This window comes from Ramlibacter sp. AN1015 (genome assembly GCF_037726105.1).
Lineage (GTDB): Bacteria > Pseudomonadota > Gammaproteobacteria > Burkholderiales > Burkholderiaceae_C > Ramlibacter.
Genome location: NZ_JBBJUM010000003.1, coordinates 85,273 through 105,847, shown reverse-complemented (window position 1 = coordinate 105,847; position 20,575 = coordinate 85,273). Strand labels below are relative to the sequence as shown.

Genomic DNA, 20,575 nt, shown 5'->3' with positions numbered 1-20,575 from the left:
GGCCGAGAAGCGCCCACGTCCGGCTCTTGCGCGGCCGAACGTATGGCGAACACGATCCGGCGCATCCATCGGGTTCGTGGTGGGAGGGATCTACTGGATCACCCAGGAGGTTTGCCCTATGCCGCCACAGGAGCTCCCGGGCATTTACCAGCTTCGTCCTCGGCCGTGAAATGGACTCAGGCAGACCGCATCACCTGTGCTTGCATTCAGCGGTCCGATTTGCTGGAGCGATGGATGAGAAGAGCAGCCGGGCGGAGGACTTCTGAAATCCTGTCACTGATGGCGTTGGTGGCGCTGGCGGGATGTGGCGGGGGAGGTGGCGGCGGGGATGATGCCGCTGCCGCTGCCGCTGCCGCTGCCGCTGGCACGCCGTCCCTACCGTCTGCCCCGATCGCCCAGGCTCCCTCCGACTCGCCGTTCCCCTCCGCGAACTCGCCAGCCCCGGCCCCGACGACGGCAGCGCCAGGACCAGCGCCAGCGCCATCGCCATCGCCATCGCCATCGCCATCCCCATCCCCATCCCCATCCCCATCCCCATCCCCATTACCTGTGCCGTCGCAAGCGCCGCCGCTACCACCGTCGCCTTCGCCCGACCCCACGCCAGCGCCAGCGCCGGAGCCTGCACCTGCACCTGCACCTGCACCTGCGCCTGCGCCTGCGCCTGCGCCTGCGCCCGCACCCGCGCCCGCACCCGCACCGCTTCCGAACACGGTGCAGGGCACCGACTTCTCCGATCGGCTGGAGGCGTCCGACACGCCCGCCACCCTGATCGGCGGTCTTGGAGACGATGTGTATGTCGTCCGCCAGCAGGGCGTCCAAATCCTCGAGTACCCAAACGAGGGGATCGATACCGTCGAGACCTGGGTGCCATTCACGCTGCCAGACCACGTCGAAAACCTGCGCGCCGTCTATTCGCACCTGGAGGGGGGCGACACGCTCATCGGCAACAGCCTCGACAACCACATCGTCGGTGCACCGTTCACCTACGACCGCATCTTCGGGCTCGAAGGCAACGACATCCTCGACGGTGGCGGCCGCCACGGCGGCTACCTGAGCGGTGGCCCCGGCAATGACCGCCTGATCGTGAGCTTCGGGGAACTGCTCGGCGGCCCCGGTGCGGACACCTTCGTCGCCGGCGGCCGGGGCGCACACACCTCGCCCGACGCCGCCATCGACATCCTGGACTTCACGCCCGGTGACGGCGACCGCATCGAGATCGACGCGATGGACCCAGGCCTCTCGGCCGCGGACCTGTTTGCGCAGGGCTACCTGCAGTTCGACCCGTCACGGAACATGCTTGTCCTGTATGCCGGGCCCGCGGGAGAAGGCCCGCAGAACGTGGAGCAGGTCTTCATCCTGCGCGGCATCACGAGCTTCGATCCGGCCTGGCTCACGCTCGTATCGCGCTGACCCGCGGCTCGATGACGGCGGGGCGGTGCACCTCCGCGGCGGCCTATCTCCAGAACCGGGGAGCTACGAGCCTTCGCATTCCACCCGTGCAACGTTCGTGCTTGCGTGCCTGCCAGGACTATCGGCAGACGGAGCCCGCGTGATCCGTCACGCATAAAGACGAAGCGCGCCGCAAGCCGCAGTGACCCCCGGGGCACGCGCGAGGCTTCTATTCAGCTGCTGTGCGTGCGGGTTTTCATGTACTGGTCGCGGGCTCGGTACAGAGCGATCGAAAAGCCGGCCTTCTGTACCTGTTGGCGAGAACGGGCGATTCCTACAGTGGCCTCAAGTTGCCTTCCGCTTTTCGACAGGAGATCCCACGTGATTCGAAAATTGCTCGCATCCGGCATCGCCGCCATCTTCGGCCTCGCGCTCGCCCCGGCCGCGTCCGCACAGGCCGAAGCTGCTTATCCGACGCGCCAGGTCACCATCGTCGTGCCCACCACGGCGGGCGGCATTGCGGACAACATGGCGCGGCTGCTCGGCTCGAAGCTCGCCGAGCTCTGGGGCCAGCCCGTGGTGGTGGAGAACCGCGCCGGTGCGGGCACCCAGATCGGCTCCGAAGTCGTCGCCCGGGCGAAGCCAGACGGGTACACGCTGATGGTGGCCTACACGGACCTGGCCATCCTGCCGGCCCTCAATCCGAAGCTGCGCTTCGACGTGCTGAACGACTTCACCCGCATCGGGAAGCTCGGAAGCGTGCCGGCCGTGGTGCTGGTGCACCCGTCGATGAAGGCGAACAGCCTGCAGGAGCTGGTCGGCGTGCTCAAGGCAGAGCCCGGCCGCTACAACTTCGGCTCCGGCGGGCCGGGGTCGATCCTGCAGTTGTACGGCGAGATGTTCAAGCAGGCCGCCGGCGTCGATATCGTCCACGTGCCCTACAAGGGGTCAATCGAAGCGACCTCGGCCCTCATGGCCAACCAGGTCGATATCGTGTTCCAGCTCGCGTCCGCCAACGTGGCTCAGCAGATTGCTGTGGGCAAACTCAAGGGGCTGGCGGCGAGTTCGCCTGCCCGTATCCCCACGCTTCCGGACATTCCGACCACGGCCGAGGCGGGGCTGAAGTCGTTCCAGGCCGGCGCCTGGTATGGCGTCTTCGCACCGGCCGGCGTCCCGCGTTCCATCGTCGATAAAGTCAACGCCGACGTGGCACGCGTCATGGCCATGCCGGACGTGCGGGCCAAGGTGGCTACCCTGGGCATGGCGGTCGAGGGCGGCAGCGCCGACGACTTCGATCGCTTCTTCCGGGCGGACCACGACCGGTGGAGCCGCACGGTGAAGGCCGCCGGCATCAAGGTCGATTGAAGGCGCGCCCGCTTTTCAAAGCCGGCTCCCTACGACGCGGCACCGTCCGTGGCGTCCTCTGTGGCGGTGCCCGTTCCTTCGCGCAGCGCCGCTTCGAGGAAGGCGAAAATGGCTTCGTCGCCGCAGTACGCGACGTTGAAGCGAAGCCATGGGCTCGGCTGCTGATCGACCTGGAACAGGTGCCCGGGGCCGAGGAGGATGCTTTGTTGCGCCGCCGTCTTCGCGAGCACGCCGGCATCCGGCGCGGCCGGATGCCGCACCCACATGAACAGGCCGGCGCCCGGTTCGCAGAAGATCTCGAATCCCAGGTCGGCGAGGCGCCCGGACACCCCCTCATGCGCCAGGGCCAGGCGGTTGCGCAGGCTTTTGTTGTGCCGGCGTGAACGCCCGTCGATGAGCGCGCCGTGGACCAGCCGTTCGCTGAATTCGGACGACGTCAACCCGGAGAGCAGCTTGAGCCGGGTCAGCCCCTCGATCACGTCCGGCCGCGCCGTGACGTAGCCCACCCGAAGGTTGGGCGAGATCGTCTTGGAAAAGCTGCTCAGGTAGATGACGCGTCGCAGCTGGTCGAGGCTGGCCAGCGAGGGACGCGGCTCTGGGTCGAGGTCGGCATAGATGTCGTTCTCCACCAGGGTCAGGTCGTACTTCTCGGCGAGCTGAACCAACCGATGCAGCTGGGAGAGCTGCGCCGTCGAGCCCGTGGGACTCTGGAGGCGCGGCTGGGTGAAGAAGACCTTGGGCCGCTCCTGCTGCAGGTGATGCTCGAGCTGCTCGAAGTCGTAGCCCGTGGGTGTGCGCGCGACGCCCAGCAGGCGTGCGTTCTGGTGCCGCAGCGACACCAGCTGGTTGGCGTAACCGGGATCATCGACGAGCACCGGATCGCCGTCCCGCACCAACAGGCGGGCCACCAGGTTCATCGCCAGGCTGGAGCCGGCGGTGAGCAGAATCTGTTCGGTGGCCACGGCGACCTGATGCTCGGCCAGCGCGTCGCGCACCCACTGGCGAAGCGGCGGGTAGCCCTTGGGCTCGCCGTAGCCGCCGAGGTCCACCTCGTCGTGGGCGAGGTTGCGCAAGCTGCGGCGCAGGCCATCCTGGAACAGCCACTCGCCAGGCAGCCAGCCGCAGCCCGGCTTGATCTTCAGGAGGCGGTTTTCGAACATCTGGCGCAGGTACCAGTCGGAGCCGAAGCTGGGCTCGGCGGCCTTCGGCGCGGGCTCCGCGCCCTGGTGGGACGGCTGGCGTCGCACGAAAAAGCCCGACTGCGGCTGCGAAACGAAGTAGCCCTGGGCCACCAGGCGGTCGTAGGCATCGGCTACGGTGTAGATGCTCACCTGGTGGGCGCTGGCGAGCTGGCGGATGGAAGGCAGCTTGCTCCCTGGTCGCAACTTGTTCTCGTCTATCAACCTGCGGAATCCGTCCACGATCTGGGTGACCAGAGGGGTCGAGGACTTGGGCGTCAAAGAAAACATGAACGAGGGTAATCCTGTAGTGGCGCGCGGCACGGTACAGAAGGTCCGCCCGAGCCGTCGATCTGTATCTGTCGCCCCGCGAGGGCAGTCATTACATTGCGTCGAAGTTCAAGTACCGAAGAGCCCATGCAACGAGATAACTTCCCCACCAGCGCCGACCTCATGTCCCGCCGCCGCGCGGCGATCCCCCGCGGCGTGGGTCATACGCACGACATTTTCGTGGCCCGCGCGGAGAACGCCGAGGCCTGGGACGTGGAAGGACGGCGGTACGTGGATTTCGCGGGCGGCATCGCCGTGCTGAATACCGGGCACCGCCACCCCGCGGTCATTGCCGCCGTGAAGGAGCAGCTGGATCACTATACCCACACCTGTTTCCAGGTCTTGGCGTACGAACCCTATGTGGAGCTCGCGGAGAAGCTCAACGCGCTCGCCCCCGGCGATTTCGAGAAGAAGACCCTGTTCCTCACCACCGGTGCCGAGGCGGTCGAGAACGCGATCAAGATCGCGCGTGCGTATACCGGCAGGCCGGGTGTGATCGCCTTCTCCGGCGGCTACCACGGTCGCACGCTTCTCACTCTGGGTCTGACCGGCAAGGTCGTTCCCTACAAGTCGGGCTTCGGCCCGTTCCCGGCCGACGTGTTCCATGCGGCCTTCCCGGATGCCCTGCAAGGCGTGACCGTGGACGATGCGATGGCCTCCATCGAGGGCATCTTCCGACACGGGATCGAGCCTTCGCGCGTGGCCGCGCTGATCGTGGAGCCGGTCCAGGGCGAAGGGGGCTTCAACATCGCCCCGCCCGAGTTCCTGCAGCGGCTGCGCGCGCTGTGCGATCGGCACGGCATCGTCATGATCGCCGACGAGGTCCAGACCGGGGCCGGCCGCACCGGCCGATGGTTGGCCATGGAACACAGTGGCGTGGCCGCCGACCTGGTAACCATGGCGAAGTCCCTGGCGGGTGGGTTCCCGCTGTCGGCCGTGACTGGCCGCGCCGAGATCATGGACGCGCCGGCAGCGGGCGGCCTGGGCGGCACCTACGCCGGCAATCCCCTGTCCTGCGTGGCCGCGCTGGCCGTGCTCGCCGCCTTCGAGCAGGAGCAGCTCCTGGACCGCAGCCGCGCCGTCGGGGAGCGGCTGATGGCCGGGCTGCGTGCGCTCCGGCAGCGGCATCCCTGCATGCTGGACGTGCGGGGTCTGGGCGCCATGGTCGCCGTCGCCTTCCACCAGGGCGGTGACCCCCATCGGCCTGACGCGGATCTGGCGCGCCGCCTTTGCGCCGAGGCCGCGCGACGTGGACTGATCCTGCTGACCTGCGGCACCTACGGGAACGTCGTGCGCATCCTGGTGCCGCTGACGGCCAGCGATGCCGTGCTCGACGAGGGACTGGCCATCATCGGCGCGTCGCTCGACCATCTCGAGGCGACATCGGCGTGAGCGGGGCGCTCGTGAACGGGGCGGACAGCCTCTGCGAAACACTGTTGGCCAACGGCGTGGAGGTCTGCTTCGCCAATCCGGGCACATCGGAGATGCACTTTGTCGCCGCGCTGGATCGGCAGCCGCGCATGCGCTGCATCCTGGGCACCTCAGAGGGCGTGGTAACGGGCGCGGCTGACGGCTGGGGGCGCATGAGCGGCCGCCCTGCGGCCACGCTGCTCCATCTCGGACCGGGCCTGGCCAACGGCCTGGCCAACCTCCACAACGCCCGCCGCGCGCGCACCCCGCTGGTGAACATCGTCGGCGACCACGCGTCCGATCACCTGCAGTACGACGCACCTCTCACCAGCGACATCGAGTCCCTCGCCCGGCCCATGTCCCACCACGTTCGCCGGATCGCCTCGGTCGGCGACGTGGCCGCCGCGACGGCGCAGGCCGTCGGCATCGCCCGACAGCCGCCCGGCAACGTGGCGACCTTGATCCTGCCCGCGGACACGGCGTGGACGGCCCTGCCGGCGACGCAATCCCCCGGCCGGACACCACCGGTCGCCGCGCTCCGCGGCCCGACGGCTCCGGCCGCCGATGCCGTCCGGGCCGCGGCCGATGCCCTGCGCCGGCACGGCGCTGCCACCACGCTGCTGATGGGGGGGGCGGCGCTGCAGGGGCGTGCCCTGGTGCAGGCCGGGCGCATCGCGAGGGCCACCGGCGCGCGGCTGCTGGCGGAAACGGCCAACGCACGCATGGCGCGCGGGCGATCGCGCACGCCCATTGCGCGGCTGCCGTATGGCGTGGACCTGGCGCGCGCCACGCTCGCTCCCGTGCGCGCGCTCGTGCGCGTCGGTGCCCGCGAGCCCGTGGCGTTCTTCCGGTATCCGGACAAGCCCAGCGTGCTGGTGCCGGACGGCTGCGAGGGTGTCGAGCTGGCCGATGTCGGAGTCGATCTGGCGCTGGCGCTGGATTGGCTCGCCGATGAGCTTGGCCTGGGGCCCGCTGCGCCGGGCCTGCCGTCCGCGGCGCCGGTCGCAGCCTTCGACCCCACCGCGCCACTGAGTGGACGGCAGATCTGCGCCGTGGTCGCCGCACTGCTGCCCGACAACGCGATCGTCTGCGACGAATCGATCTCACAAGGCCGCGACTTCTGCCCGTTCAGCGAAGGTGCCAGCCCGCACGACTACCTGCAGCTGACCGGCGGCGCCATCGGGATCGGCATGCCCCTCGCCACCGGCGCCGCCCTCGCGTGTCCCGACCGCAAGGTGGTGACGCTCCAGGCGGACGGCAGCGGCCTCTACACCTTGCAGGCGCTGTGGACGCAAGCGCGCGAGTCGCTCGACTGTCTCACCATCATTTTCGCGAACCGCAGCTACGCCACGCTGCACGGGGAAATGCGGGGAGTGGGGGCGAGCGGAGCGGGTCGCAACGCCCGCCGCATGCTGGACCTCGTCGAGCCGGCCCACGACTGGGTGGCGCTGGCCCGCGGCATGGGGGTGCCTGGCATCCGGGTGGCCGACACCGCAGCCTTCGCCCGCGCGTTCGCGGCGGCCTGCAGCGAACGCGGACCTTTCCTGATCGAAGCCCACATCTGACCGACCCTTCAATGGCCCTCAAACCCAAGGAGAACTCATGAAAATCAACCTGCGTCGCCGTGACTTGCTGGCGCTCACCGCTGCCTCCTGCCTTCCCGCCGCGAATGCCTTCGCGCAAGGCGCCACGTATCCGAACAAGGCAATACGCCTCATCGTGCCGTACCCCGCGGGCGGCAGCACGGATATCCCGGCCCGCATCATCATGGAACGCGTCTCCCAGATCCTCGGCCAGCCCGTCGTGGTGGACAACCGGGCGGGTGCCGGTGGCCGCATCGGCGCGGAGCTCGTCGCCCGCGCGGCTCCCGACGGCTACACGCTGGCGATCGCCAACTCATCGACGCATGTACTGCCGGCCGCCCTGCACAAGACCCCGCCGCCCTACGATTCGCAGCGGGACTTCACGCCCATTGGCCGCACGCTCATCGCCTCGGTGATGGTGATGGTCAATCCGCAACTGCCGGTGAAGAACATCCCCGAGTTCCTGGCCTACATCAAGGCCAACCCCGGGAAGGTCACCATCGCCAGCCCCGGACTCGGTACCCTGACGCACCTGTCCGGAGAAATGCTCAAGCTGCGCACCGGCATCGACGTGCCGTTCGTGCACTACAAGGGCGACGTCGCCGCGATGACCGACACGATCGCCGGGCACGTGATGGCCATCGTGACGCCGGCCGGCGAGCAGCAGCACAAGGCCGGCAAGCTGCGCGCCATCGGCGTTACCGGAAGCAGTCGCATGCCCGGCATGCCGGACGTCCCGACGATCGCCGAGCAGGGTGTCGAGGGATTCAACGTCGTGGGGTGGAACGGAGTCGTCGGTCCGGCAAACCTGCCCAAGCCCATCACCGATAAGCTGAACAAGGCGCTCGTCCAGGCCTTGCAAGCGCCCGATGTGCTGTCGCAGCTGCGCGAGAAGGGCTTCGTTGTTTCCACGAGCACCCCCGATGAGCTGGAACGCCAGATCCGCGACGAGGTCGCGCTCTGGCGCGACGTCGGCAAGAAGGCCAACATCGTTCTCGAGTGAACACCAGGAGACCCGTCGTGACGTATTCCCCCCGCAGCTTCAAAGCCCTGTCCTTCCATGACGCCCGCGCGGCTTTCCTGGACGGCCGCGACACCCCCCGCGCCTACCTGGAGCGTTGTCTCGAGACCATTGCTGCCCGCGACAGCGTGGTGCAGGCCTGGGTGGTCCGCAACGAGGAAGGCGCCCGCGCAGCGGCCGACGCGGCCACCGAACGGTATCGGCGAGGCCAGACGCTGTCGCCGCTTGACGGCATGCCCATCGGTATCAAGGACCTGTTCGAGACCCGCGACATGCCCACCCAGATGGGCAGCCCTCTGTACGCCGGAAACCACCCCAAGCGGGACAGCGCGCTGGTCCAGGCCCTGCGGCAGTCGGGTGCCATCGTGCTGGGCAAGCTCGTGACCACCGAGCTGGGCATGTCGACCGCAGGGCCCACCACCAACCCCTTCGACCCGAAGCGCACGCCGGGCGGGTCGTCCAGCGGCACGGGCGCCGCGATCGGGGCGCGCATGGTTCCGGCGGCAATCGGCTCCCATGCCTGGGGCTCCGGGCTCCGCCCGGCGAGCTTCTGCGCGAACTACACGCTCAAACCCACCTTCGGCGCCATCAACCGCGGCGAGCGCCAGGGCTCCAGCCTCTCGCACATCAGTGTGCATGCCGGCTCGCTTGAGGACATGTGGCGGGTCGCCATCGAAATCGCCAACCGGGCAGGCGGCGACGCCGGCTACCCGGGCCTGTATGGGCCCGTGGAGCCGCCCGCTACCGTGCGGCCCAGCCGCCTGATCCTGATGCAGACGGCCGGATGGAGCGACGTGGACGCCGCCACGCATGCCGCATTGGACGGCTTGCTTGAGCAATTGCGCGGGCAGGGCGTGAAGATCGTCGATCGCACCGACGATCCCCTCATCGAGGCGTTCGAGAACGCGGTGGTCGATAGCTCCTTCATCGTGCGGGACCTGCTGTCGTATGAATCGCGCATGGCCTGGGAGAACCTGTACGCCCAGAACCCCGACAAGCTGAGCCCCAGCCTGATCGGCCGGCTGGAAGTGGGGCGGCAGTTGACGCCGCGGGATTACCGCAACGTGCTCGCGCAGCGGGACAACGCTCGGCGGCTGCATGCGGCCCTTGCGCCGTTGGCAGATGCCATCGTTACGTTGTCTTCGGTCGGGCCGGCCCCGCTCATGGGCACCACCGGCGGCAGCGACGGCAAGATCACCCACACGACCGGCGATCCGGTGTTCAACGCACCGTCATCCATCCTCGGCGCGCCGGCGATCTCCATTCCCCTCATGGGTGTCGGCGGCATGCCCGTGGGCCTGCAGCTCATGGGGCAGCCGCATGCGGATGCCCGCCTGGCGGGAATCGCCCGCTGGATGGGCGAGAACCTCGTTCCGGTGGAGGTCGAGGGCTGAACGGCGAGCACGGGCGCACGGGGCGGTACACGACTGCTCCCCTCGGCAGGAAACGTCCGTCGAGTGCCGGAAGCCGGCGGGGCCCGCGCTGCAGCGATACGCGATCGGATCGGCGGTTTCGGCCTGGCCTCTCCACGCCGCCGCAAACACGCGACGCGGCGCCAGCATGGGTTTCCGCGCGGGGCGCGCGCCATGCCTCAAGAGCTGGAAAAATAGAGCCTCCGCATGCGGGGCCGTGCACCGCGCGCACGTGCAAGCCGCACTCCTGACCAAGCCTCGCCGAAGCCCAACAGCAACAGTATTCGTGAACCACCAGATCACGCAGTGGCGCCTGTCCGTCGCCCCCATGATGGATTGGACGGACCGCCACTGCCGCTATTTCCACCGCCTGCTGACCCGCCGGGCGCTGCTCTACACCGAGATGGTGACCACCGGCGCCTTGCTGCACGGGGACGTTCCGCGCCACCTCGAATTCCACCCCGAGGAGCACCCGGTGGCGCTGCAGCTCGGCGGCAGCGAGCCGGCCGATCTGGCACAGGCGGCGCGGCTGGGCGAGCGCTGGGGCTACGACGAGATCAACCTCAACTGCGGCTGCCCCAGCGAACGGGTGCAGCGCGGTGCCTTCGGCGCCTGCCTCATGGCCGAGCCGCGGCTGGTGGCCGACTGCGTGAAGGCGATGCGGGACGCCGTGGGAGTGCCGGTCACGGTCAAGCACCGCATCGGCATCGACCGCGGCGAGAGCTACGACTTCGTGCGCGACTTCGTGGGCACGGTGGCGCAGGCCGGTTGCGGCGTCTTCATCGTGCATGCCCGCAACGCATGGCTGCAGGGCCTGTCGCCCAAGGAGAACCGCGAGATACCGCCGCTGCGCTACGAGGTGGTTCACCGCCTCAAGCGCGACTTCCCCGATCTGGTGATCGCGGTGAACGGCGGCTTCACCGACACCGGGCAGGTGCAGCAGCAACTGGCCCTGCTCGACGGCGTGATGATCGGTCGAGAGGCTTACCACAATCCCTGGTGGCTGGCCTCCTGGGACGAGGCGTTTTTCGGCGCCGGGGAGGCGTCCGCCAGCAGCCGCGAGTCCGTGGAGGAGGCGATGGTCGCCTACATGCTGCGCGAGGCAGCGGCGAATGGCACCCCCTGGAACGCCATTGCCCGCCACATGCTGGGCCTCTATAACGGCCTGCCGGGTGCGCGCAAGTGGCGCCAGGTCTGGAGCGACCACCGACTCAAGCAGCTCCCTGCCCACGAGGTGCTGGCACTGGCCCGCGCGGCGCGCCAGCCGCTGGCCGCCTGAGCAGCCGCGCCCGCGCCCCAACCCTGGGGGCAGCCGAAGCTGCCCGCCTGCGGGGCGGCGGCGCAGACTCGTGCGGGCGGTGCCGCTCGCCCGCTTCTGCACAGCGTCCACCCAGGCGCGCCGCGACCGTGCGCGCCCGTTCAACCCGCCGGCTCGCGCCGGGCAACGCAGCAAGCCGGCACATCCTTGTAACCGCCCCTGGTTTACCGATTCCGGGCTAGGAGCCCGCGCGCAAAAGCTTTAAACTTCAAATATCCAGGCTGGGAGCAATCCATGAATATCGTCTGCATCGGCGGCGGCCCCGCGGGTCTCTATTTCGCTCTGCTGATGAAAAAGCAGAACCCCGAGCACCAGATCACGGTGGTCGAGCGCAACCGCCCCTACGACACCTTCGGCTGGGGCGTGGTCTTTTCCGACCAGACGCTCGGCAACCTGCAACAGGCCGACCCGCCCACGGCCGACGAGATCCTCGGGGCGTTCAACCACTGGGACGACATCGAGGTGAACATCCGCGGCCACCGCGTGCGCTCGGGCGGCCACGGCTTCTGCGGCATCGGCCGCAAGCGCCTGCTCAACATCCTGCAGCGCCGCTGCGAGGACCTCGGCGTGCGCCTGCAGTTCGAGACCGACGTGCAGGGCGACGAGCAATACCCCGAGGCCGACCTCATCATCGCCTGCGACGGACTCAACAGCCGCATCCGCACGAAGTACGCCGAGACGTACCAGCCCGACATCGACCTGCGCGATTGCCGCTTCGTCTGGCTGGGCACGCATAAGAAGTTCGAGGCCTTCACCTTCGCCTTCGAAGAGACCGAGCACGGCTGGTTCCAGGCGCACGCCTACCAGTTCGACGAAGACACCGCCACCTTCATCGTCGAGACGCCAGAGGAGGTCTGGAAGAAGGCTGGCCTGGACACGATGGAAAAAGAGGAGGCCATCGCCTTCTGCGAGCGCCTGTTCGCCAAGTACCTCGACGGCCATTCCCTCATGTCCAATGCCGCCCACCTGCGCGGATCGGCGCAGTGGATCCGGTTTCCGCGCGTGGTGTGCCAGACCTGGGTGCACCACAACGGCCGCCAGCCGGTGGTGCTGATGGGGGATGCCGCGCACACGGCGCACTTCTCCATCGGTTCAGGCACCAAGCTCGCGCTGGAAGACGCGATCGAGCTGGCGCGCTGCATCGGCCGCCAGCCGCAGGACCTGGGCCAGGCGCTGCGGGAATACGAGGCGGTGCGCAGCGTCGAGGTGCTGAAGATCCAGAACGCCGCGCGCAACTCCACCGAGTGGTTCGAGAACGTGGCGCGCTACGTGAGCCTGCCGCCCGAGCAGTTCGCCTACTCGCTGCTGACGCGCAGCCAGCGCATCAGCCACGAGAACCTGCGCTTGCGCGACCGTGAATACGTGGAAGGCTACGAAGACTGGCTGGCGTCGCTGGCCGGCGTGCGCCGCGCGCAGGGCCGCCAGCCGATTCCGCCGATGTTCACGCCATTCACGCTGCGCGGCACCACGCTCAAGAACCGCGTGGTCGTCTCGCCCATGGCGCAATACCTCTGTGCCGACGGCGTCCCCGCCGACTACCACCTGGTGCACCTGGGCGCGCGGGCACTCGGTGGCGCGGGGCTGGTGATGGCCGAGATGACCTGCACCTCGCCCGACGCCCGCATCACCCCGGGATGCCCGGGCCTGTGGAGCGACGAGCAGCAGGCCGGCTGGCGGCGCATCGTCGATTTCGTGCACGCGAACTCGGACGCGAAGATCGGCATGCAGCTCGGGCACGCCGGCCCCAAAGGCTCGACCCGGGTGCCATGGGAGGGCGAAGACCAGCCGCTCGCCGAGGGCAACTGGCCGCTGCTCGCGGCGTCGCCGCAGCAGTACCTGGACGGCGTGAGCGACTGGGCCCGCCCCATGACGCGCGAGGACATGGACCGTGTCCGCGACGACTTCGTGCGCAGCACGCGCCATGCGGCCGAGGCGGGCTTCGACTGGCTCGAGCTGCACTGCGCCCACGGCTACCTGCTCTCCAGCTTCATCTCGCCGCTGACCAACCAACGCACCGACGACTACGGCGGCTCGCTCGAAAACCGCCTGCGCTACCCGCTGGAAGTGTTCCGCGCCATGCGCGCCGCCTGGCCCGCGCACCTGCCCATGTCAGTGCGCATTTCGGCCCACGACTGGGTCGAGGGCGGCATCACGCCGGACGACGCCGTCGAGATCGCCCGCGCCTTCAAGGCCGCCGGCTGCGACATGATCGACTGCTCCTCCGGCCAGGTGAGCAAGCGCCAGAAGCCGGTGTATGGCCGCATGTACCAGACGCCGTTCGCCGACCGCGTGCGCAACGAGGTGGGTATCGCCACCATGGCGGTGGGCGCCATCTCCGAGGCCGACCACGTCAACAGCATCATCGCGGCCGGCCGCGCCGACCTGTGCGCGGTGGCGCGCCCGCACCTGGCCAACCCGGCATGGGCGCTGCTGGAGGCCGCCAAGATCGGCTACCGCGACGTGGCCTGGCCGGTGCAGTACCGCTCCGGCAAGCAGCAGCTCGAGCGCAACCTCGAGCGCGAGAAGGCGATGGCCGCCATGCCCGCACCGGTGCGCGCGGAAGAAGGTTGATCCGTTCGAGCGCACAGCAGAAAGGCACGCATGACTCCCTCCACCCCCGAACTCGATCCGGCGCTGGCCGCCGGCAACCGCCAGCAGCTCGCCGCCTACCAGGCGCAGCATTTCCGCTGGGAAGCCGACGCCGGCGTCGCCACCGTGACGCTGAACCGCCCCGAGCGCAAGAACCCGCTCACCTTCGAGTCCTACGCCGAGCTGCGCGACCTGTTCGGCCGCCTCAGGTACGCGACCGACATCCACGCCGTCGTCCTGGCCGGCGCCGGCGACAACTTCTGCTCGGGCGGTGACGTGCACGAGATCATCGGCCCGCTGGTGCGCCTGAAGGCACCCGAGCTGCTGATGTTCACCCGCATGACGGGCGACCTGGTCAAGGCGATGCGCGCCTGCCCGCAGCCCATCGTGGCTGCCGTCGATGGCGTGTGCGCCGGCGCCGGCGCCATCCTCGCGATGGCGTCCGACATGCGCCTGGGCACCGCCCGCAGCAAGACCGCGTTCCTGTTCAACCGCGTGGGGCTGGCCGGCTGTGACATGGGCGCGTGCGCCATGCTCCCGCGCATCGTGGGCCAGGGCCGCGCCAGCGAGCTGCTCTATACCGGCCGCGCACTGGGCGGCGAAGAGGGCGAACGCTGGGGTTTCTTCAACCGCCTGTGCGCGCCCGAGGACCTGCTCGCCCAGGCGCACAAGCTGGCGGCCGACCTGGCAGCAGGGCCCACCTTCGCCAACGGCATCACCAAGACCATGCTGCACCAGGAATGGGCCATGACCCTCGAGCAGGCCATCGAGTCCGAGGCCCAGGCCCAGGCGCTGTGCATGCTCACCGGCGACTTCCGGCGCGCCTACGAAGCGTTCGTCGCCAAGCAGAAGCCCCGCTTCGAGGGGAACTGAGATGCGCGACGCCGCCTACCTCGACTGGCCTTTTTTCGAGGACCACCATCGCACGCTGGCGCGCGAGCTCGACGCCTGGGCCACCCGGCACATCGCTGCCCACCACGGCGACGATGTGGATGCCGAGTGCCGCGCGCTCGTGAAGGCGCTGGGCGCGGGCGGCTGGCTGCGCCATGCGGTCGCCGGGCCGGGCCAGGCGATCGACACGCGCGCCATCTGCCTCATCCGCGAGACGCTGGGCCGCCACAGCGGCCTGGCCGACTTCGCCTTCGCCATGCAGGGGCTGGGGTCGGGCGCGATCAGCCTGCAGGGCACGCCCGGACAGCGCGCGCGCTACCTCGACAGGGTGGCGCGCGGCGAGGCCATCGCGGCCTTCGCGCTGTCCGAGCCGCAGGCGGGCTCGGACGTGGCCGCCATGCAGTGCGCCGCGCGCATCGAGGGCGACCACGCCGTGATCGATGGTGAAAAGACCTGGATCTCCAACGGCGGCATCGCCGATTTCTACGTGGTGTTCTGCCGCACCGGCGAGGCGCCCGGGGCGCGTGGAATCTCGGCCTTCATCGTGGACGCCGATACGCCCGGGCTGCACATCGCCGAGCGCATCGAGGTGATCGCGCCGCACCCGCTGGCGCGGCTGCGCTTCGAGAACTGCCGCGTGCCGCTCACGCAGCGCATCGGCGAGGCGGGCGAGGGCTTCAAGGTCGCGATGCGCACGCTCGACGTGTTCCGCACCTCGGTGGCGGCCGCCGCGCTCGGCTTCGCCCGGCGCGCGCTCGACGAAGGGCTGGCCCATGCCACGCAGCGGCGCATGTTCAACCAGGCGCTGGCCGACTTCCAGCTCACGCAGGCCAAGCTCGCCGACATGGCCACCACCGTGGACAGCGCGGCACTGCTGGTCTATCGCGCGGCGTGGCAGCGCGACCAGGGCCGCCCGGTCACCCGCGAAGCCGCCATGGCCAAGCTCAGCGCCACCGAAGGCGCGCAGCGCGTCATCGACGCGGCGGTGCAGATGTTCGGCGGCCTGGGCGTCACGCGCGGCCAGATGGTCGAGAGCCTCTACCGCGAAATCCGCGCCCTCCGCATCTACGAGGGCGCCAGCGAGGTGCAGCAGCTGATCATTGCGCGCGAACTGCTCAAGGAGATGAAGTCATGAGTGATGCCAAGCAAGCCCCCGCCGCCAAGCAGGCGATCCTGCCCGAGGGCTGGCCCCGCCCGAAGGGCTATGCCAACGGCGTCGCCGCCAGCGGGCGCCAGATCTATGTGGCCGGCATGATCGGCTGGGACCCCGACGGCGTGTTCCACACCGACGACTTCGGCGGGCAGGCGCGGCAGGCGCTGGCCAATGTCGCCGACGTGCTGCGCAGCGCCGGCGCGACGCCGCACAATATCGTGCGCATGACCTGGTATGTCACCGACAAGCGCGAGTACCTGGCGGCCGGCCGCGAGATCGGCCGGGCGTTTCGCGAGATCATCGGAGACTACGACATCGCCATGACGGCGGTGGAGGTCAAGGCCCTCATCGAGGACCGCGCCAAGGTCGAAATCGAAGTAACGGCCGTCGTGCCGGATCAGGAGTAACAGCATCACCATGGCCACCAAGGCAAGCTTCAACTGGGCCGACCCCCTGCTGCTGGACGCGCAGCTCACCGACGAGGAGCGCGCCGTGCGCGAAGCCGCGCACGCCTACTGCCAGGACAAGCTGGCCCCGCGCGTGTTGGAGGCCTTCCGCAGCGAGACCACCGACCCCGGCATATTCCGCGAGATGGGCGAGCTGGGCCTGCTGGGCCCGACCATCCCCGAGCAGTACGGCGGCGCCGGCCTCAACTACGTGAGCTACGGGCTGATCGCCCGCGAAGTCGAGCGCGTCGATTCGGGCTACCGCTCGATGATGAGCGTGCAGTCCTCGCTGGTGATGGTGCCGATCAACGAGTTCGGCAACGAAGCCACCAAGGAAAAGTACCTGCCCAAGCTCGCGACGGGCGAGTACATCGGCTGCTTCGGCCTGACCGAGCCCAACCACGGTTCGGACCCCGGCAGCATGGTCACCCGCGCGCGCAAGGTCGATGGCGGCTACAAGCTCACCGGCAGCAAGATGTGGATCTCCAACTCGCCTTTCTCCGACGTGTTCGTCGTGTGGGCCAAGGACGATGAAGGCGCCATCCGCGGCTTCGTGCTGGAGAAGGGCTGGAAGGGGCTTTCGGCGCCCAAGATCCACGGCAAGGTGGGCCTGCGCGCCTCGGTCACCGGCGAGATCGTGATGGACGAGGTGTTCTGCCCCGACGAGAACGCCTTCCCCGAAGTGCGCGGCCTCAAGGGTCCGTTCACCTGCCTCAACTCGGCCCGCTACGGCATCGCGTGGGGCGCCCTGGGCGCGGCCGAGGACTGCTGGCACCGCGCCCGCCAATACGTGCTCGATCGCAAGCAGTTCGGCAAGCCGCTCGCCGCCAACCAGCTGGTGCAAAAAAAGCTGGCCGACATGCAGACCGAGATCACGCTGGGGCTGCAAGGCTGCCTGCGCCTGGGGCGCATGAAGGACGAGGGCACGGCCGCCGTGGAGATCACCTCCATCATGAAGCGCAACTCCTGCGGCAAGGCGCTCGACATCGCGCGCCTGGCCCGCGACATGATGGGCGGCAACGGCATCAGCGACGAGTTCGGCGTGGCGCGCCACCTGGTCAACCTCGAGGTGGTGAACACCTATGAGGGCACGCACGACATCCACGCGCTGATCCTCGGGCGCGCGCAGACGGGCATCGCGGCGTTCTGAGCGCCGGCGCCGGCTCTGTCCGGCGCCCTTGCGACGCAGCCGCACGGGAACCGGCTCCGGCAGCCGGCCCCTGAACGCGCTTGCATGTGCCTTGCAAGCGTCGCCTCACCCGAGGGTCTGTCCGCTCCGTGGCAGCAGGCACGGAACACGAGTCCACGCGCCGTGCGAACGCCGCATCACCCCAGGGGCCCGTCCGCCGCGCCGCTTCGGTGAGGCGGCGCTTCGCTCGACGCTTCGCCATTCTTCGACCCTTCGGGGCCGCAGGCCGGTGGCTGCACTTCCCACGCTCGCGCGTGTGCCTGCGCCTGCCTGATGGCCTCCATCTCGGCGGCATGGGCGCTGATCTGCGGGCGCAGTTCGGCCAGCGACCGTCCGCGCGCGCCGACGATCGCCGCCCGCTTCTGCGCGCCTGCAGCCGGTTTCGCCTCGCCGTGTCCCGGGCCGGTCTTCGCGTCGGCCCGCGCCGGCGCCTGGGAGCTGCGCGAATCGCGGGGCGCGTGCAGGACGACGATCCGCTCGCTGGCCTCGATGACGTCGTCCAGCAGCTTCTGCCACGCCTGGCTGGCCGACCGCAAGGTCTCGCTCGCCGTGAGGCGCTGCAGCTGCGCCTGCAGCGTCGGGATGTGCGGCCGCAGCAGCAGGCATGCCTCTGTCGAGCGGGCGCGGTCCATGGCGGCTGCGATCACGGGCGAGAGCCCGGCGCGCAATTTCGCAGCGAGCAGCTCCAGTGCGGCAAGCGCCTGCGCGGCGGGCTGGTCCGCCGTGAGCGCCTCGTGCGCACTGGCCAGCCACGCGCCGGAGACCTCGTGACCACACAGCAGAGCGACGTCCGCGATCGTCTCCGCGAGTTTCCTGGGAGGCAGTCCTGCCTGTTGCAGCCGCTGCGGCAGGTCGTCCGGCAGGGTCGCTCCGGCCGCCAGCCGCGCCGCATGGGCGGCGGCCAGGCAGCTGGCTACGGGAGCAGCCATTTCAGGCTGCAGCCGGAGGTGGGCTGCAGGCCCTCGCGCGGCCATCCAGTCGAGTGTCCCTGTGTCCTTGACGAGGCGCGCGAGGTCACGCCCGTTCTCTACGACCAACTGCAGGCACCAGCGCAGCTGCTCGCGTCCGTACGACACGGCAGTGTCCGCGACGGCGTCACCAGCCCCGCCATGCCACTCGCGCAGAACGCGCGAACCTCGCGTCGGCTCGCCACCCGCGACGTCGCCTCTGCGAGGTACGGCCGATGCGAGCGCGATCCCCAGGTGCGGGCGCCGCGTCTGCAGCCCCTTGGGCAGATTCAGCCGCAGCAGGAACTGATAGAGGAAATCGATGGCGTCGTCGCTGTCGGCGGCCGCGCTCAGCCCCCGCATGACGGCGATGCTCCAGGCCTGCGGATTGGAGGCGTGCAGCAGTTGCTCCAGCAGCTGCATGGTGCGGGGACCACCTTCGGCCAGCACCGCCCGGCCGATGGCACCGGCGAGTGAGGCGAGGGGCTGCGCCGGCCACCAGGCGCAGCAGACCGCGAATTCGGCGATCAGGTTGCCGGGCGCCATGTGGCAGGCCCCCCGGACGTCCTGCATCGCGCTGCGTTCCAGCCAGCTGCGCAGCACCAGCGTGAGGGCCGCTGCCTTCCAGCCGGGTTCGTGCGTCCACGCGGGCAGGGACAGGAAACGCTCGCAGAACCACCGGTTCGGCGCACCTGCCTCGAGCTGTGCACTCTGGCTGAGCGCTTTCACCAAGGCCGGGGTCAGCTCCGGCGCGGCGCGCTCGCAGATCACTCCGAGGATCTGGTCCAGGCGTGAAGCGGTGAGGCGCGGTCCCCCGAGCCACCGCATCACCAGTCCCGCTGTCGCGTGGATGCGTTCACGGAACTCGTCCGCTCCGAGGGTCGGCGGGCAGGTCTGCGTGGCCAGCTCCGCCAGCAGAGCCACACCCCGGGCGAAACGCTTCTCATCGACCGCGCCTGGCGGACCCACCCGCTGGGCAATGTGCCGGCGGAACGCTGCCGTGAAAGCAGCGTCCGGCAGGCCGAACAGTTCGGCGCAGCTCTTGTTCGCGCCTGCCTTGAACGATGCGAAGGAGGCGAAGGAGGCGAAGGATGTGGCGACCGTGGCAGCGAAGGAGCCGGGGAGGCTCGATATGCGTGGCGGGCGCACGCTCTCGGCCTTGCGATCGCGCAGTGCCGGGCGCAGGTCCGGTTGCAGGGTCCGCTCGAGAGCCGGAAGCGTCGCGTCGCGCATCTGCTGCGTCAGGAGCAGGTCGGCCCGAGGTGTGGCGCCGCAGCGGTAGCGGCCGTACGTATAGAGCGCTGTATCGATCCGCAATTGCTGGAGCGAGGCGCGGGAGCGGGGAGCTGTCTTGGCGTCGTCGATGGCCTGCGCCTTGGGGTCCGCGGCGACGGCCGACGCGTGGGGCGAGGGGGCCGAAGAAGAGGGCGGGGTGCCGGGCCGGCTGGACAGGCGGTTGGACGGGTGCATGCGATTTCTCTCTCCTGTGAGGCTCGGGGCCGGTGTGGAATCGGATCCAGAGAGGAAATGTAGCCTTTGGTGTTCACGCCTCCCCTTGTGCGGACCTCGCGCGCTCCACGGCTGGCCGCGACGAGAGGCTCAGAACGCCTTCGCCGCCCTGGCCGGCAGCTGCATCGCCCGGCTCAGGAACTTCGAGCCCGCCCAGCCGAAGCGCCAGGGCACGTCCACGGCCTTGGAGATCCCGATGCGCGGCCCCGTGGCCACGGGCACGTCCGGCGGCCCCCATGACAGTGCGAATGGCGGCTCGTCCAGGCGCCAGCCGTTCATGCCGTGCGTGATGCCCAGTGCCTGGCCGACCCGCCCCGGGCCCGAGCACAGCAATCGGGGGTCCTCCAGCCCGCGCCGCTCGCGCATGCGCTCCAGCCCCTGCGTCGGCTCGATGGCGCGGATCAGCACCCCCGCGCCATGGCCCTGTTCCCGGCAGACGAAGTTCAGGCACCAGTGGATGCCGTAGGAGCGGTAGACGTAGGCGCGGGCCGGCGGGCCGAACATGGCGGCGTTGCGCGGGCTGGGGCCGGTGAACGTGTGCGAGGCCGGGTCGCCCTGGTCGTAGGCCTCGGTCTCCACGATCACCCCGCCCACGCCGTCCACCAGGAAGGTCGCGCCGATGAGCCGGCGGGCGATCTCCCAGGCGTCTGCGGCGAAATCCTCAGGCTGGATCGGGCGGGGCGGGGAAGACAGCAGGGACGACAGCGGGGACGACGGTTGAGGCATGTGAAAAAGGCGGACAAGTCGCAAGCTTGAGCGCAGGGCAGGGTCAAACCGGCTTTCCTGGATGGCGAATAACTGTATAAACAGACAGTTGTTTTCGTCTTCCCGGCTTTGCCGCTGCA

Annotated in this window: 15 protein-coding genes; 12 read left to right on the top strand and 3 right to left on the bottom strand. The window is 69.4% G+C overall.

Annotated features, from left to right (window positions below; genetic code table 11):
- Positions 1-711 precede the first annotated feature (711 nt).
- Together WG922_RS05750 and WG922_RS05745 are read left to right on the top strand one after the other, a co-directional pair.
- Complete coding sequence (locus WG922_RS05750; protein WP_340281312.1) at positions 712-1,410, top strand: hypothetical protein; 699 nt, start codon at positions 712-714, stop codon at positions 1,408-1,410.
- Between the two features lie 360 nt (positions 1,411-1,770).
- On the top strand, positions 1,771-2,754 hold the full coding sequence (locus WG922_RS05745) for a tripartite tricarboxylate transporter substrate binding protein (RefSeq protein WP_340281311.1): 984 nt from the start codon (positions 1,771-1,773) through the stop codon (positions 2,752-2,754).
- Between the two features lie 29 nt (positions 2,755-2,783).
- Here the strand turns inward: WG922_RS05745 and WG922_RS05740 are convergent, their stop codons facing one another.
- On the bottom strand, positions 2,784-4,223 hold the full coding sequence (locus WG922_RS05740; protein WP_340281310.1) for an aminotransferase-like domain-containing protein: 1,440 nt from the start codon (positions 4,221-4,223) through the stop codon (positions 2,784-2,786).
- Positions 4,224-4,349: 126 nt separating this feature from the next.
- Between WG922_RS05740 and gabT the strand changes: the two genes are divergently transcribed.
- The 10 genes from gabT (at position 4,350) to WG922_RS05690 (ending at position 17,235) form a co-directional block, all read left to right on the top strand.
- On the top strand, positions 4,350-5,654 hold the full coding sequence (gene gabT / locus WG922_RS05735; protein WP_340281308.1) for a 4-aminobutyrate--2-oxoglutarate transaminase: 1,305 nt from the start codon (positions 4,350-4,352) through the stop codon (positions 5,652-5,654).
- An 11-nt stretch (positions 5,655-5,665) separates the two neighbouring features.
- Positions 5,666-7,237, top strand: a complete 1,572-nt coding sequence (locus tag WG922_RS05730) for an acetolactate synthase large subunit (RefSeq protein ID WP_340281808.1) — start codon at positions 5,666-5,668, stop codon at positions 7,235-7,237.
- A 37-nt stretch (positions 7,238-7,274) separates the two neighbouring features.
- Positions 7,275-8,258 (top strand): Bug family tripartite tricarboxylate transporter substrate binding protein, encoded by a 984-nt coding sequence (locus tag WG922_RS05725; RefSeq protein ID WP_340281307.1) that lies wholly within the window; start codon positions 7,275-7,277, stop codon positions 8,256-8,258.
- A gap of 17 nt (positions 8,259-8,275) precedes the next feature.
- Entirely contained in the window at positions 8,276-9,670 is a 1,395-nt protein-coding gene (locus tag WG922_RS05720) for an amidase (RefSeq protein ID WP_340281306.1), read from the top strand.
- A gap of 346 nt (positions 9,671-10,016) precedes the next feature.
- Positions 10,017-10,967 carry a tRNA dihydrouridine(20/20a) synthase DusA gene (dusA, locus tag WG922_RS05715; protein WP_340281807.1) on the top strand — a complete coding sequence of 317 codons (951 nt, stop codon included), beginning with the start codon at positions 10,017-10,019 and terminating at the stop codon, positions 10,965-10,967.
- A 273-nt stretch (positions 10,968-11,240) separates the two neighbouring features.
- Positions 11,241-13,577: a bifunctional salicylyl-CoA 5-hydroxylase/oxidoreductase gene (locus WG922_RS05710; RefSeq protein WP_340281305.1), complete on the top strand. Its 2,337-nt coding sequence runs from the start codon at positions 11,241-11,243 to the stop codon at positions 13,575-13,577.
- Positions 13,578-13,607: 30 nt separating this feature from the next.
- Positions 13,608-14,468 (top strand): enoyl-CoA hydratase family protein, encoded by an 861-nt coding sequence (locus WG922_RS05705; RefSeq protein WP_340281304.1) that lies wholly within the window; start codon positions 13,608-13,610, stop codon positions 14,466-14,468.
- Between the two features lies 1 nt (position 14,469).
- Positions 14,470-15,621, top strand: a complete 1,152-nt coding sequence (locus tag WG922_RS05700) for an acyl-CoA dehydrogenase family protein (protein ID WP_340281303.1) — start codon at positions 14,470-14,472, stop codon at positions 15,619-15,621.
- Positions 15,618-16,046: a RidA family protein gene (locus WG922_RS05695; RefSeq protein ID WP_340281302.1), complete on the top strand. Its 429-nt coding sequence runs from the start codon at positions 15,618-15,620 to the stop codon at positions 16,044-16,046. Before WG922_RS05700 ends, WG922_RS05695 begins: the two co-directional genes overlap by 4 nt.
- A gap of 10 nt (positions 16,047-16,056) precedes the next feature.
- Positions 16,057-17,235, top strand: coding sequence for an acyl-CoA dehydrogenase (locus tag WG922_RS05690; protein ID WP_340281300.1), 1,179 nt, complete (start codon positions 16,057-16,059; stop codon positions 17,233-17,235).
- Positions 17,236-17,411: 176 nt separating this feature from the next.
- On the opposite strand, the gene WG922_RS05685 is transcribed toward WG922_RS05690, so the two are convergent.
- Together WG922_RS05685 and WG922_RS05680 are read right to left on the bottom strand one after the other, a co-directional pair.
- On the bottom strand, positions 17,412-19,691 hold the full coding sequence (locus WG922_RS05685) for a hypothetical protein (RefSeq protein ID WP_340281299.1): 2,280 nt from the start codon (positions 19,689-19,691) through the stop codon (positions 17,412-17,414).
- A gap of 129 nt (positions 19,692-19,820) precedes the next feature.
- Positions 19,821-20,456 carry a DNA-3-methyladenine glycosylase gene (locus tag WG922_RS05680; RefSeq protein ID WP_340281298.1) on the bottom strand — a complete coding sequence of 212 codons (636 nt, stop codon included), beginning with the start codon at positions 20,454-20,456 and terminating at the stop codon, positions 19,821-19,823.
- Positions 20,457-20,575: the final 119 nt, after the last annotated feature.

Bases quoted from the DNA above. Each gene is read 5' to 3' on its own strand.
- WG922_RS05740 (WP_340281310.1), bottom strand. From the start codon at position 4,223: ATGTTTTCTTTGACGCCCAAGTCCTCGACCCCTCTGGTCACCCAGATC.
- gabT (WP_340281308.1), top strand. From the start codon at position 4,350: ATGCAACGAGATAACTTCCCCACCAGCGCCGACCTCATGTCCCGCCGC.
- WG922_RS05725 (WP_340281307.1), top strand. From the start codon at position 7,275: ATGAAAATCAACCTGCGTCGCCGTGACTTGCTGGCGCTCACCGCTGCC.
- dusA (WP_340281807.1), top strand. From the start codon at position 10,017: ATGATGGATTGGACGGACCGCCACTGCCGCTATTTCCACCGCCTGCTG.
- WG922_RS05710 (WP_340281305.1), top strand. From the start codon at position 11,241: ATGAATATCGTCTGCATCGGCGGCGGCCCCGCGGGTCTCTATTTCGCT.
- WG922_RS05705 (WP_340281304.1), top strand. From the start codon at position 13,608: ATGACTCCCTCCACCCCCGAACTCGATCCGGCGCTGGCCGCCGGCAAC.
- WG922_RS05700 (WP_340281303.1), top strand. From the start codon at position 14,470: ATGCGCGACGCCGCCTACCTCGACTGGCCTTTTTTCGAGGACCACCAT.
- WG922_RS05695 (WP_340281302.1), top strand. From the start codon at position 15,618: ATGAGTGATGCCAAGCAAGCCCCCGCCGCCAAGCAGGCGATCCTGCCC.
- WG922_RS05690 (WP_340281300.1), top strand. From the start codon at position 16,057: ATGGCCACCAAGGCAAGCTTCAACTGGGCCGACCCCCTGCTGCTGGAC.
- WG922_RS05685 (WP_340281299.1), bottom strand. From the start codon at position 19,691: ATGCACCCGTCCAACCGCCTGTCCAGCCGGCCCGGCACCCCGCCCTCT.
- WG922_RS05680 (WP_340281298.1), bottom strand. From the start codon at position 20,456: ATGCCTCAACCGTCGTCCCCGCTGTCGTCCCTGCTGTCTTCCCCGCCC.